The 13473-nt window shown below is 66.3% G+C and carries 10 protein-coding genes; 9 read left to right on the forward strand and 1 reads right to left on the reverse strand.

From position 1 onward, the window contains the following. Window positions 1–198: 198 nt before the first annotated feature. Entirely contained in the window at window positions 199–1527 is a 1329-nt protein-coding gene (locus AC6CHL_RS09165; RefSeq protein ID WP_498294202.1) for a dicarboxylate/amino acid:cation symporter, read from the reverse strand. 149 nt (window positions 1528–1676) lie between these two features. Here AC6CHL_RS09165 and AC6CHL_RS09170 point away from each other — a divergent pair, with 149 nt between their 5' ends. From AC6CHL_RS09170 to AC6CHL_RS09210, 9 genes are all read left to right on the forward strand, one after another. Then, the gene (locus tag AC6CHL_RS09170; protein WP_447594978.1) at window positions 1677–3386 is read left to right on the forward strand and encodes an alkaline phosphatase; all 1710 of its coding nucleotides are present in this window, start codon (window positions 1677–1679) and stop codon (window positions 3384–3386) included. After that, window positions 3386–3946 (forward strand): WG repeat-containing protein, encoded by a 561-nt coding sequence (locus tag AC6CHL_RS09175; RefSeq protein WP_498294203.1) that lies wholly within the window; start codon window positions 3386–3388, stop codon window positions 3944–3946. Before AC6CHL_RS09170 ends, AC6CHL_RS09175 begins: the two co-directional genes overlap by 1 nt. 67 nt (window positions 3947–4013) lie before the next feature. Next, the gene (gene tilS, locus AC6CHL_RS09180) at window positions 4014–5300 is read left to right on the forward strand and encodes a tRNA lysidine(34) synthetase TilS (RefSeq protein ID WP_498294204.1); all 1287 of its coding nucleotides are present in this window, start codon (window positions 4014–4016) and stop codon (window positions 5298–5300) included. A gap of 36 nt (window positions 5301–5336) precedes the next feature. Then, window positions 5337–5597, forward strand: coding sequence for an exodeoxyribonuclease VII small subunit (locus tag AC6CHL_RS09185; protein ID WP_038687128.1), 261 nt, complete (start codon window positions 5337–5339; stop codon window positions 5595–5597). Further along, window positions 5590–6465, forward strand: a complete 876-nt coding sequence (locus tag AC6CHL_RS09190; protein WP_498294215.1) for a polyprenyl synthetase family protein — start codon at window positions 5590–5592, stop codon at window positions 6463–6465. Before AC6CHL_RS09185 ends, AC6CHL_RS09190 begins: the two co-directional genes overlap by 8 nt. 269 nt (window positions 6466–6734) lie before the next feature. Next, window positions 6735–9434: a type VI secretion system Vgr family protein gene (locus tag AC6CHL_RS09195; protein ID WP_498294205.1), complete on the forward strand. Its 2700-nt coding sequence runs from the start codon at window positions 6735–6737 to the stop codon at window positions 9432–9434. After that, on the forward strand, window positions 9431–11443 hold the full coding sequence (locus tag AC6CHL_RS09200) for a T6SS effector phospholipase Tle3 domain-containing protein (RefSeq protein ID WP_498294206.1): 2013 nt from the start codon (window positions 9431–9433) through the stop codon (window positions 11441–11443). The genes AC6CHL_RS09195 and AC6CHL_RS09200 overlap by 4 nt, the downstream gene beginning before the upstream one ends. Window positions 11444–11452: 9 nt before the next feature. After that, window positions 11453–13126 (forward strand): type VI lipase adapter Tla3 domain-containing protein, encoded by a 1674-nt coding sequence (locus tag AC6CHL_RS09205; RefSeq protein WP_498294207.1) that lies wholly within the window; start codon window positions 11453–11455, stop codon window positions 13124–13126. A 14-nt stretch (window positions 13127–13140) separates the two neighbouring features. Beyond that, complete coding sequence (locus tag AC6CHL_RS09210; RefSeq protein WP_498294208.1) at window positions 13141–13410, forward strand: PAAR domain-containing protein; 270 nt, start codon at window positions 13141–13143, stop codon at window positions 13408–13410. Window positions 13411–13473 lie beyond the last annotated feature (63 nt).

Raw genomic sequence — 13473 nt, forward strand, 5'->3', positions numbered from 1 at the left:
ATGGATGGCGCGACGGAGCCTACACGGACGTACTTGCGGCGTGTCCCGGCTACCCACCCATGCCGACCCACCCCAGCAACACTCGGACACCGGCTTTGAGCAGTTGAAGTTGAAGTTGAAGTTGAAGTTGCTTTCAGCTTCTAAAAAAAAACAGGCCCGCTTTCGCGGGCCCATCCTCATCACCATCGAACGCGACACTCACGACGCGCGTTTCTCCAGCTCGTCCACGCCCAGATTGGTCGACGGATTGTTGTACACCGCCTGGTCCAGCAACCCGGTCTCCTTGGCCACCAGCACCGGCACCAGCATCTGCCCGGTCACATTGGTCATCGTGCGCATCATGTCCAGGATCCGGTCGATCGCATACAAATACCCGATCGTCTCCAACGGCAGGTTCGCCGCGCTCAGCACCACCGTCGCCATCACCACCGCCGTGCCCGGCACGCCCGCCGTACCGAAACTGCCCAGCACCGACGCGATCAACACCACGATGTACTGCTCCGGCGTCAACGGCACCCCCGTGTACTGCGCGATGAACACCGCGCACAACGCCGGGTAGATCGCACCACAGCCATCCATCTTGATGCTCGCACCCAGCGGCACCGCGAACGACGCGTAATCCTTGTTCACGCCCAGATTGTGCGTGATCGACCGCATCGCCGCCGGCATCGCCGCAAAGCTCGACGAACTCACGAAGGCTACCTGCATCCCCGGCGCCGCGCCGCGGAAGAACTTCAGCGGATTCAACCCGTGCGACAGCAGCAGCCCGCCGTACACCACCACGATATGGAACGCGCAGGCCACGTACAGCGCCAGCACGAAGTTGCCCAACGGCAGCAGCTTCTCGAACCCATAACTGCCCACCAGCCCGGCGATCAACCCGAAGGTTCCCAGCGGCGTCATCTCCAGCACGAAGCGCGTCACCTGGATCATGATGTCGCTCATCTGCCCGGTCAGCTTGCGCGCCTCGGCCACCTTGTCGCCCAGCTTCACCATCGCAAAGCCCAGCAGCCCGGCGAAGAAGATCACCGGCAGGATCGACCCGCGCCCCGCCGCCAGCACCGTCTCACCGGCCGCGTTCACCCGCGTGCCAATGCCCGTCAGCGCGTAGAACACGTTCGACGGCACCACGTCCATCAGCACCTTCACCACGCTGGGCACTTCGCGCGGCGTGTAACCGTGGTCCATGCTCAGGCTCAGGTTGCCCGTGCCCGGCTGCAGGATCGTGCCCACCGCCAGCCCCACGCAGACCGCCAGCGCCGCGGTGATGATGAACCACAGGAACGTGCGCCCGCCCAGGGCTGCCACCGACTTCTGCCCGTGCAGCGAAGAGATCGCGTTGATCACCGCGAAGAACACCAGCGGCACCGCGATCATCTTGATCAGCGTCACGTACAGGTCGCCCAACGGGCCGAACCAGACCTCGGCCGCCGGACCCAGCAACCACCCGGCCAGCGCACCCAGCACGAAGCCGCCCAGCACGCGTTGCCAGAACGGAATCCGCAACCACGCAGAAACCAGCTTCATGAGCTTTCCAGAGAGAATTCGACAGCTAGGCACCTTAGCCCAACCGCGCCCGCGGAACGAGACGCACACGGAAAATCAGCGTGTCATCGGCGTGCCTTGCGCCGTTCTGCATAATGAACGCCCGATTCACCTGTGAGATATGCCCGTCCATGTCCCGTTCCACGTCCCTGGTGGCGGCCATCGCCACCACCCTGCTGCTCGGCGCCTGCGCCACCGGTACCCCCGCCGCCACGGCCCCCGGCGCGGTTGCCGTCGATGTTCCCGCCGTGGCCCACCCGGCAGGTGAAACTCCCCAGTGGTGGTACCGCAGCGGGGCCGCCCGTGCCGCCGGCAGCGGCGCCATGGACGGCAAGGCCAAGAATGTCATCCTGTTCCTGGGTGACGGAATGAGCCTCACCACGGTCGCCGCCGCGCGCATTTTCGAAGGCCAGCGCAACGGCAACCCGGGTGAAGAGAACCTGCTGTCCTGGGAGCGCTTCCCGGCCACCGCATTCAGCAAGACCTACAACACCGACTCGCAGACCCCCGATTCGGCCGGCACCATGACCGCCATCACCACCGGCGTGAAGACCCACATGGGCGCCATCGGCGTCAGCGCCGGCACCCGCAACGACTGCGCCGACAGCCTCAACAAGGGCCTGCTGACCTGGCTGCAGCTGGCCGACAGCGCGCACATGGCCACCGGCATCGTGTCCACCGCGCGCCTGACCCACGCCACCCCGGCCGCCACCTACGCGCACTCGCCCGAGCGCAACTGGGAAAACGACACCGACGTGCCCGACGCCGCCAAGGCCGCCGGCTGCACCGACATCGCCCAGCAGCTGCTGTCCACCGCGCGCTATGGCCGTGGTCCGCTGGTTGCCCTGGGCGGCGGCCGCGGTGAATTCACCACCGTGGAAGAGCGCGATCCCGAGTATGACGACAAGGTCGGCCAGCGCCTGGACGGCCGCAGCCTGGTCACCGAATGGCAGCAGGCCCACCCGCAGGGCGCCTATGTCTGGAACGCCAAGCAGCTGCAGGCCGCGCGCAATGCCCCGGCGCTGCTGGGCCTGTTCGAGCCGGACCACATGCGCTACGAGATCGAGCGCAAGGACGACCCGTCCGGCGAACCCAGCCTGGCCGAGCTGACCAAGGCCGCCATCAGCACCCTGTCCCGGCACAAGGAAGGCTACGTGCTGATGGTCGAGGGCGCGCGCATCGACCATGCCAACCACAGCGGCAACGCGTACCGCGCCCTCAGCGATACCGTGGCCCTGTCCGATGCCGTGCGCGCAGCCGTCGAGGCAACCTCCGACCAGGACACCCTGATCATCGTCACCGCCGACCATTCGCACACCCTGAACTTCGTCGGTTACCCGGCCCGCGGCAACCCGATCCTGGGCAAGGTCAAGGACAAGGGCGGCGAAGACGGCGTGGGCGGCCTGGACGTGGCCCGCGACGGCCTCGGCCTGCCCTACACCACGCTCAGCTACGCCAACGGCCCCGGCTACACCGGCGCCACCAACCAGCAGCCGGCCGGCCCGAAGGTGTATCCGCACAACCCGAGCAGCTTCGACCCGGCCGCCGGCCGCCCGGACCTGAGCCACGTGGACACCGAGCACCCCGATTACATGCAGGAAGCGCTGGTGCCGACCAAGAGTGAAACCCATGGCGGCGAAGACGTCGGCATCTGGGCACGCGGCCCGGGCAGCAAGGCCATCCGCGGCACCATGGAGCAGAACACGATCTACCACATGATCGTGCAGGCCACCCCGCGCCTGCGCCAGCGCCTGTGCGAGGCCGGCACCTGCGATGCCAAGGGCGTGCCGGTTGACCTGCCCACGCCGAAGGCGTTCGAGCGCAAGGCCGACGCCAACTGATGCGGGCACGCACGCCGGCCGCACGCCGCAGGGGCCGCCACGCGCGGCCGCTGTTGCTGGCGGCCGGGCTGGCCTGGGCTGGCACCGCGCTGGCCCAGGCACCGGCCTGCCAGGTGCTCACCGAGGAACACGGCCTGTGGGCGTTGCCCGGCTGCGAGGTGGTCAATGGCGCGCCACGGATCGCCGCCAGCGTCCTGCCCGATCTCCCCTACGATGCCGACGGGCTGGCGGCGGTATATGCCGCCGGCAGCTTCCACTACGTGACCCGTACCGGCCGCACCCAGGCCGTGCTGACCTGGGACAGCGGGCCGGATTACGTTGAGGAGGGCCTGCTGCGCGGCCGTATCGGCCCACGCGTCGGCTACTTCACCGCCGCGCTGGAGCAGGCGTTCCCGGCCACGTTCGATTTCGCCTGGCCCTTCGCCGACGGCATCGCCCAGGTCTGCAATGGCTGCCGCCCCGGCACACCCGACGGCGAGGGCCACACGCCGGTGGAAGGCGGCCACTGGTTCCATATCAATCGCCAGGGCATCCGCGTGCCCGAACCGACCACCCCCTGACCGCCGTGCGTGGCGAGCCTGGCCCGCAGCGTCGATACTGCCTCCCTGCCTGAGCCTGCCCGAACCGATGTCCTCGCCCCTGCCCCATCTCTCCGCTGCCCCCCGCCCGGTCCTGGTGGGCTTCAGTGGTGGACTCGATTCCACCGTGCTGCTGCATTGGCTGGCGCAGTCGGCTGCGCAGCGCGATGCCGGCCTGCGTGCGGTGCACGTGCACCATGGCCTGCAACCGGCTGCCGACGCGTGGGCGCAGCATTGCCAGGCGATCTGCACGGCCTGGAACATCGACCTGCAGGTGATCGGCGTCGACGTGGCCCGCGACAGCGGCCACGGCCTGGAAGCGGCCGCGCGCCATGCCCGCCGCGATGCGTTCGCCAGCGCCCTGCGCCCGGGCGAACAGCTGGCCCTGGCCCATCACCGCAACGACCAGGCCGAAACCTTCCTGCTGCGCGCCCTGCGCGGGTCCGGGGTGGATGGGCTGGCCGCAATCCGCAGCGAGGCGCCGTTTGCCACCGGTACGGTGTGGCGCCCGCTGCTGCAGGTTCCGCGCGCCGCGCTGCTGGCCTATGCGCAGTCGCAGGCGCTGCACTGGGTTGACGACCCCAGCAATGCCAGCGACGAGGCCGACCGCAATTTCCTGCGCCTGCACGTGTTGCCACTGCTGCAGCAACGCTGGCCGCAGGCCGATGCCGCCTTCGCACGCAGCGCCGCACTCTGCGCGCAGGCGCAGCAATTGCTGGACGTGTCCGACCAGGACGCCCTGCGGCGCTGCAGCCTGGCCCCCGGCGTGCTGGATGGCACGCGCCTGCTGCGGCTGCCGCGCGAACGCCGTGCCCGCCTGCTGCGCCAATGGGTGCGCAACTGCGGGCTGCCGCCGCTGCCTGCCGCCGGGGTGGACGCCATCGAGCGCGACCTGCTGCCGGCCGCACACGACGCCGACGCCCAGTTCGCCTGGCAGGGCGCGCGGATCCGCCGGTGGCGCAGCGAACTGCACCTGCTGTCGGCCACGCTGGCGCTGCCCCCGCACTGGAGCGTGCACTGGGATGGCCGTGCGCCCTTGGCGCTGCCCGACGGCGGCCAGCTGGAGCTGTTGGGCGCCAGCCAGCTGGCCACGCCCCTGCAGGTGAGCGCGCGCCGCGGCGGTGAGCGTATCCAGTTGCCCGGGCGCACCCACTCCCATGCGCTCAAGGACCTGCTGCAACAGCGGGGGCTGCCGCCGTGGCAGCGGCGCCAGCTGCCGCTGTTGTTCGACGGCGCGGTGCTGATGGCGGCCGGCGACCGGGTCATCGCCGCACCGCTGCAGCATTGGCTGGATGAACACCACGCGCAGCTGCGCTGGACCCCGGGCGCGGCGTGAATTGACCCCGCTGGGTTGGCGCATCACACTTGTCCCATGCCCAAGAAGTCCCCCAACGAAACCTCCCCGGTCGTCCACTTCGAGCAGTCGCTGGAAGAGCTGGAACAGCTGGTGGAGAAGATGGAAGCCGGTGATCTGAGCCTGGAACAATCGCTCAGCGCCTACGAGCGCGGCGTCGGCCTGTACCGCCAGTGCCAGCAGGCGCTGGAACAGGCCGAACTGCGCGTGCGCCTGCTCAGCGACCCGGCCCGCCCCGACACCGCCGAACGCTTCGATCCACCCGGCCATGATGGTTGAGCCTACGTTCGCGCGTTGGCGCGACCGCATCGAAAGCCAGCTCGACGCCAGCCTGCCTTCTCCCGAACACGCACCGCAGCGCCTGCACCAGGCGATGCGCTACGCGGTGCTCGGCGGTGGCAAGCGCATGCGCCCGCTGCTGGTGTATGCCAGCGGCCAGGTGTTCGGTGCCGACGAGCACGCATTGGATGCACCGGCAATGGCGGTGGAACTGATCCACGCCTATTCGCTGGTGCACGATGACCTGCCGGCGATGGACGACGACGCGCTGCGTCGCGGTCGCCCCACTACGCACATCGCCTTCGACGAAGCCACCGCGATCCTCGCCGGTGATGCGCTGCAGACGCGTGCGTTCGGCCTGCTGGCCGATGCCGCGCTGCCGGCGCTGTTGCGCGTGCACTGCCTGCAGGCGCTGACCCACGCTTCCGGCGCCGCCGGCATGTGCGGTGGCCAGGCGCTGGACATCGATGCCACCGGCCATGCGCAGCCGCTGGCTTCATTGCAGCGCATGCATGCACTGAAGACCGGTGCGCTGATCCGCGCGGCGGTGCGGATGGGCGCGTTGTGTGGCGATGCGCCGCAGACCGACCTGCTGCAGCTGGATGATTTCGCCAGTGCACTGGGGCTGGCGTTCCAGGTGCGCGATGACATCCTGGACGTCGAAGCCAGTTCCGAACAGCTGGGCAAGACCGCCGGCAAGGACGAGGCGCAGGCCAAGTCGACCTTCCCCGCCCTGCTCGGCATGGATGGCGCCAAGGCCGAACTGCGCACGCTGAGCGAACAGATGTTCGATGGTCTGGCCGGGTATGGTGAGGCAGCGGATGCACTGCGGGCGCTGGCGAAACTAGCGGTAGAGCGCGACCACTGAGCCGTTGACGCGGTTACATAGTTGCGCAGTCAGTGATACTTATCACGGTTTATGCATCGTCAATAGACGGCTGATTGCGCGCCATATTGTCGCATTACAGCCACCTCTCGCTCGAGCGCGGATTCTCGGGCGATTTGATCGTCCTTCGTGGCGCTTGCCTCGCAAAATCCCTGAGCGTGCCTGATCGGCACGGTCAAGGAAATGAACGCATGCAGGGGTTGCTCCATCCACATGGGCAGGGGACGGATTCCAGTCATCGATTGATCGATATGGAATGGCTTGGCGCGGGCGATTGCCCGCGACTGTGGCCGCATTCGGTGCGCTATCGCGACGAACTCCACCGCCCTTTCCAAATAAGCGCAACCTGCTTATGCGGCGCCGATGCCATCGAACTCACCTCGCTACTGGGCAAGCCGGTGGCCTTCGGAGTGGACATGGGCAGCGGAACTCGCCGCTGGTTGTCGGGGATTGTCACCGGTGCCATCAAGCGCGACGGTGCCGGCAGCTTCGGCGTGATCGATCTTCAGGTGGAATCGGCGCTGTCACTGCTGGACCGGCGGCGTACCTGCCGCATCTTCCAGGACCAAAGCGTGCCGCAGATCGTCGCCGCCGTGCTGGACGAACACTGCCAGCGCAACGCCGCCATCGCGGCCTGCTTTACGTACGCCAGCGTGCTGCGGCGCAGTCATCCCACGCGTTCGTACTGCGTGCAGTTCAATGAAAGCGACCAGGCCTTCATCGATCGCCTGCTGGCCGAAGAGGGCATAACCTACTATTTCATCGCCAGTCCACAGGCCGACACCCACGGCCACCACCTGGTGCTCACCGATACGGCCCCGCAGCAGGATCAGCCGCCGCAGGTCCTGCACTACCGTGCGCAGGCTGCTGCGTCCCGGCCACAGGAGCGGCAGTTGACCGGCTGGGAGGGCCGCACTCGCCTTGGCCCAAGCCGCGTCGAGCTGTCCAGCCATGATTATCAGGCGGCCCATCCGCTGCACGGCGAAGATCTGAGCGTCCAGGTCCAGGAGTACGGCGAGTACGGCCAGCACTGCGAGCAAGCAACCGCCAGCCTGACCGATTACCAGGCCGTGCCGCCCTACTACGCCAGCCACACTCGCGAACTGTGTACCTATGCGCAGCTGCGGATGCAGGCCGAAGAGCTTCAGGCCCGCACCTTCCATGGCCAGGGTCGGTTGCGCGACGTCTCAACCGGCGACAGCGTTCTGATCCAGGATCATCCAGCCCACGCCGGACACAACGAGCAGCAACGCACCTTCGTGGTCACCGGCATCGACCTGCAACTGCGCAACAACACCCCCGAAGCCTGGCAAGTGCCCCCATCACTCCTGGAAGAGGTCGCCCCTTGCGGTCAGGGCGATGTGACCGACAACATCCAGCTTTGCTTCAGCGCGGTACCCCAGGATGTTCCGCTGGTGCCCCGCTTCGCCGGCGTACTGGACCGACCGACCGCCAACGGGCCGCAGACCGCCACGGTGGTGGGGCCGGCCGGCGAAGAGGTATTCACCGACGCCCTCGGGCGTATCCGCATCCAGTTCCACTGGCAACGCCCGGATGAACATCCCACGGGCACGGCCCAGGTCAATGAACGTGCCTCCACCTGGGTGCGTGTGGCCATGCCCAGCGGCGGTGCCGGTTTCGGTCACCAGTTCGTGCCACGGATCGGCCAGGAGGTGCTGGTCGCCTTCCTCCACAACGATATCGACCGGCCGGTGGTGATTGCCACGTTGTACAACGGCCGACACGCCCCGCCCACATTCAGCGGCCGCAACGGCCTGCCCGGCAACAACGCGCTATCGGGCATCCTGTCGCGTGAGCATCGCGGTGAGGGGTACAGCGAACTGCTGATGGACGACACCCCCGGCCAGGTGCGCGCACGGCTGGCCAGTACTCCGTTTGCCAGCGAACTGAACCTGGGCGCCTTGAGTACACCGCGCGTGGATGGCCAGGCCCAGCCACGTGGGGCCGGCGCCGAACTACGCACCGATGCCGCCCTGGCGTTGCGCGCCACGCACGGCATCCTGATCACCAGCTATGCCCGCGAGCTGGCCCAAGGCGGGCAACTGGACCGGCAGGAACTGCTGGCCCTGCTGGAGGATTGCGCCGAACTGTTCCGTGGCCTGGGCCAGGCCGCCACCCAACGCGGCGCATCCAGCAGTGACCCACAGGGCCTGGCGCAGTTGCACCAAGGCCTGCGCGAGTGGCCCGCCGCCGCCGAATCCGGCGAGAGCGAGGGCGCGGCCGTGGTGGCGCTGGCTGCCGAAGCCGGCGTGGTCAGCGCCACGCCGGCATCGCAGCTTCACTATGCCGGCGGCAACCACGATGTGGTTGCCCGCGATGCAGTGCAATCGGTCAGTGGTGGCAGCACCCGCCTGCAGGCCGGCCATGGGCTGTCGCTGTACGCGCAGGATCAGGATATGCAGCTCATCGCCAACCGCGGCAACCTGCTGCTGCAGGCGCAGGCCGCGGACATCCAGATGCAGGCACAGCAGAATCTGCAACTGGTGGCCAGCGAAGGCGAGGTGGTGATCAGTGCACCGCGCATCCGCCTGGTGGCCGATGATGGCAGCTACCTGCGCATCGGCGAGGGCATCGAGCTGGGCACCCCGGGCACCGCGGTGGTGCATGCGGACACCCACGACTGGCGGGGCCCCAAGACCGACAGTACCACCGTGCCCGCGTTCGGGCGCGACCCGGCCACACAGCAGCATCGCTTTCATTATGAAGGCGATGTTGCTGCCGCCGCTGCAGGCATCGACTATCGCGTGGCGCTGGAAGATGGCGAGGAAGTACGGCAGCAGGCCGATGCCGATGGCGGCGGCGAACGTGTGCAGCGCGAGAGCATGCAGCGGTTGAAGATCAGCGTGAAGGACACCGCCATCGACGCCAGCGGCGAAGCGGCCGCCGCAGCGCCCGGGCAGACCGAGACCCCGCAGGAGCCCACCCCATGAGCCCATCGAACTGGACCGACGTTGCCACCAGTCGTCTCATCCCCGCCAGCGGCGGCATGGTCAAGAATGTCGCGGTGCCACGCAAGCGCCCGGGCATCGTGATCTTCCTGCATGGGGTGAACGATCCCGGTGCCAGCTACAAACCAGTGGAAGCTGGCTTGTGCCAAGGGCTGAACGAGCGGCTGGACCGCACTGATCTGCGACCCGGAGAGTACGGGGCCAGGTACGCGGCGGCGAAGGGCAAGCCTCGCGTTCAACTAAATGACAGAGAGTTCAAGATCATTGATGACCCCGACACCCATCTGTACCAACGCGACGACACCCACGCCAACAGCATGCTGATTCCCTTCTACTGGGGCTATCGGGCTGCGGAACATGAAATCCAACGCGACCCGAACGGCGACCCGTTCACGCTGCGCACCCAGTACCAGGACAAGCTCGGCAACCGCCTGGACCGCCATTTCGGCAAGCCGGGTGGCTTTTTCGCCAACGCCACCAACAACCTGCCGGAGATGTACGGCAAGGGCTTCGATTCGGCCATGCGCCATGCCGTGCAGGTGGTCGCACCCAACACCCAGTACTTCGGCCTGGGGCCGCACCGCCGCTACTTTGTCCTCGCCGCCGAGCGCCTGGCGACGATGATCAGCACCATCCGCAGCAAGTTTCCTTCTGAAACCATTACCGTCATCGGCCATAGCCAGGGCACCCTGGTCACCCTGCTGTCCCAGGCCATGCTGGTGGAGCGCGGCGCGCGCTGCGCCGATTGCGTGGTGATGGTGGACACGCCCTACTCGGTGGAAACAACAACAACGCCGGCCGGCTCGGATACCCTGGGAACCCTGCTTGCCATCGTCAACAAGATCACCGCCACGCCGTATGCCCAGCCCTCACTGGAGGACATGTGTTCAGGCGGGAAGCAGCACTTCGGGCGCACCGGCAAGGCGTGGACCGGCGCACAGGGCCAGCGCCTGGGCAAGGATGGAAAGCTCCTGGTTTTCCCCGAGCGCGACAACCGCGGCAAGGTGCTGCTGTACTTCTGCCCGGATGACACCACGGTTTCGCTGGACAAGGTAGTGGGCATCGGCACCTACGGCGTACCCGACCAGGTTACGGATCGCGTGAAGACACAGCCGGCGATGGATACCCTGCGCGACATGCGCTTCTACCAACGTATGTGGACCAAACGCTACCGTGTGTCCAAGCCGGTCATGGTAGGCGATCCTCCACGCAGCCACTTTCTGCGCGCGGCCGACGAGCCCCGCTATCCCGGTGCCAGCTGGATGGTCGGGCTGTTGGCCCTGGAGCCCGTAGCCGAGGGCACCCTGCGCTTGATCAACGGCGAAGCGCTCACACCACCGCATGTGCCGCAGATGTTTGGCGGAGAGGTGGTGAAAGGCTCGCCAACCCAAGTGGGCAAGGACCGTCCTGATGATGTCAGCCAGGCGGTGGCCCTGGGCAATCCCAAAGCCAACTTCAAATGGATCGAGATGGAAAGGCGTGCCGACGTTGCAAACACCGAGCAGGTACGTGCGCGCTTCAACCAGGGGAAGGAACCTGATGACCAGACGCAGACGGTCAGGAATGAGATCAGAACCCGCGGGCGGGATGGCATGGAAGTACGCGTGCTGCGCGAGGAAACCCCGAATGAAATCCGCAAACGCATGACCCATGACGCCGACACGCTGGAACCCAACAGCTACCACTCGGCCGTTCTGCGTGACCGGGAGAACCACCGCTGGGTGACGGCGATGGATGTCGCCATTGGCCAGGCCCACACACTCGATGACCCGCAGTGGCGGCAACTGCTGACGCTGATGGGCGATTGGCGGATGACCAAAGAGGCTCACGCAAAAATTAAGACCAATGCGATTTGGAACACGCTCGATGAGCGCACCCGGTCTCTTGTGAAGGCAACCCACATCTATTACGAATCTGGCAAGTTTCCCGGCAACGATCTGGTGCGGCTGGACAGCATGCCGCCGCTCGTCCGAGGCCGTATCCCACAATGAGAAAGCGACATGCCGACAACAACAACCGTTAGGCCTCGCCTCAAACGCTATCTCTGGCCGATGCTGGGGCTGATGGGCACGTGGGTGGTACTGGTTGCAGGCATGGCAACTACGGCATCTACAGCACCGATGACAGACGAGGAGACGGGCTACGTGGCACGCGCAATCGCTTGGGGGCTATGCGCAATAGCCGCGTTGACAGCACTGGCATTTGCCGGGCATTGGGCCATCAATGGTGTGCGTTTCGGCGGGACGACCACAGCGGCCGGCCCTGTAGCGCCCACCATCGTGGGAGCGCAGATGCTGGATCAGGCTGACCAAGCCACCTGGTCACTGGAACTGCGGGGTGTTGGCATTGCGCCAGGAGTCCACCATCAATCATCGTTATGGCGACTGATTCAGACGAAGCCGGACAACTTTGCTTCCATCTTCTCCCAGAATCCCAAAGACTATTCTGATTCAGCACAGGGACGTGGGATTGATGCCGCCGTGGACACGGGCGCCGCCTTTGAGTACGCCGCCACCGACTCAGTCGCCTATTGGCCCATTCCCGCATTCGTAGCGGAGCCGCCTCGAAGTGAACCCACGAACGAGCAACAAGCAGCGAGCTTGATTCGCAATGGCCGCAACAAGGGCTCGCTCGGCGTGACGCTGTTCTTGTGGCAACAGGACGCCAATGCCCTCCACGCGCAACGCCTGATCGCGCAGCTTTTTGAGTTCTTCGACGCGCACCCCGAGGTACCCCAGGCATTGATCGCCAGCCGCGACGGCGATGTAGTACGGGAGATGTATCGCCCATACGGTACGCCTGGGCTGGCAGATGGTCATTACTTGCCGGAGGTACTGGATAACACAGCTGCGCTTCTGGTGTCGCGCAGCGATCGCGTGGATCACTATCTACGCCCATATGCACCGGACTACCGCGAAAACAACCAGACCACAGATACTGATCTGGGCAGATTGTGGGATTTCTACTGGAAACGAGCTGACCTGGCCGAAGACGAGTTCGACGCTGCTGCCCGCGCCAAAGGCGCTCCTGATGCCATATCCCCCGGCACCATGGCCTCGGCCTACTGGCAGGCCGCCCTTCCCGAGCTATGGAAGACCATCGACAACCGTGGCCCGGGACAGTTCACCCCCACGCCGTGGCTACCCGTGCGCTGGACCAGGCACCAGGTGGACGAGTTCGATCGTGCCCCCAAACTGGGCCACCTGCACCCACCGGTGAAGGTGCCGCTGCACGATGAGCAGGGCAAACCGCTCAAGCCGGCTCTGCAGGCCAAGGCACTGAAGGCCGGCTGGGCGCAGGCACTGGCCACCCTGCCTCCCGGGCACAACCCGGTGCGCGTGTTCTATGACAGCACCGACAATCCAGACAGCGTGATCGCCTTGAACACGGCCCTGCATGAGCTCAATGCCGATGGGCATGGCCTCGATCCGGGCAATGTCGATGAGGGCTACGACATCGGCAGGCGCCTGGGCGATACCGGCCTGGGCAGCGCTCTGGTGCAGATCGGCCTGGCCGCCATTGCAAGCTACAAGGATGGCGGGGTGAGCGCGGTGATGTATGCCGGCGAGGACGGCAGCGTCAGCCTGCAGATGGTGCGCCCCCCCAGCGCGGAGGAGAAGAAACACAACGCCCCCTTTGGCGAGGAAGATCCTTTCATGTACCGCGCCCGGTGAAACGCAGTGCCAGGATGCGCTCGCCCATCTGCCTGGGTGATGCCACCAACAGCGGCGGCAAGGTGATCCGCTGCCAACTGGCCGGTAGCCATGCCGTACACGGCCAGACGGTGGCGGTCGTGGGTGATAGCGCCACCTGCCTTATGCATGCAGGACAGTTCCGCTTTGTCGAAGGGCACCCGGCACGCAAGATGCTAGGCAAATCGATCGTACTTGAGGGGCATATGCTGGCGTGTGGGTGCCACGCCATTGCCGGTACTGCCGCCTGCATTGGCGTGGACTGAGCACCTCCCCAAGAGGTTCTGGAACGGGTCGGAACGACTGCGTGCGTCACGACCAACGACCAC

This window comes from Stenotrophomonas sp. GQ19, assembly GCF_059758695.1.

Bases quoted from the DNA above. Each gene is read 5' to 3' on its own strand.
- AC6CHL_RS09165 (WP_498294202.1), bottom strand. From the start codon at position 1,527: ATGAAGCTGGTTTCTGCGTGGTTGCGGATTCCGTTCTGGCAACGCGTG.
- AC6CHL_RS09170 (WP_447594978.1), top strand. From the start codon at position 1,677: ATGTCCCGTTCCACGTCCCTGGTGGCGGCCATCGCCACCACCCTGCTG.
- AC6CHL_RS09175 (WP_498294203.1), top strand. From the start codon at position 3,386: ATGCGGGCACGCACGCCGGCCGCACGCCGCAGGGGCCGCCACGCGCGG.
- tilS (WP_498294204.1), top strand. From the start codon at position 4,014: ATGTCCTCGCCCCTGCCCCATCTCTCCGCTGCCCCCCGCCCGGTCCTG.
- AC6CHL_RS09185 (WP_038687128.1), top strand. From the start codon at position 5,337: ATGCCCAAGAAGTCCCCCAACGAAACCTCCCCGGTCGTCCACTTCGAG.
- AC6CHL_RS09190 (WP_498294215.1), top strand. From the start codon at position 5,590: ATGGTTGAGCCTACGTTCGCGCGTTGGCGCGACCGCATCGAAAGCCAG.
- AC6CHL_RS09195 (WP_498294205.1), top strand. From the start codon at position 6,735: ATGGAATGGCTTGGCGCGGGCGATTGCCCGCGACTGTGGCCGCATTCG.
- AC6CHL_RS09200 (WP_498294206.1), top strand. From the start codon at position 9,431: ATGAGCCCATCGAACTGGACCGACGTTGCCACCAGTCGTCTCATCCCC.
- AC6CHL_RS09205 (WP_498294207.1), top strand. From the start codon at position 11,453: ATGCCGACAACAACAACCGTTAGGCCTCGCCTCAAACGCTATCTCTGG.
- AC6CHL_RS09210 (WP_498294208.1), top strand. From the start codon at position 13,141: ATGCGCTCGCCCATCTGCCTGGGTGATGCCACCAACAGCGGCGGCAAG.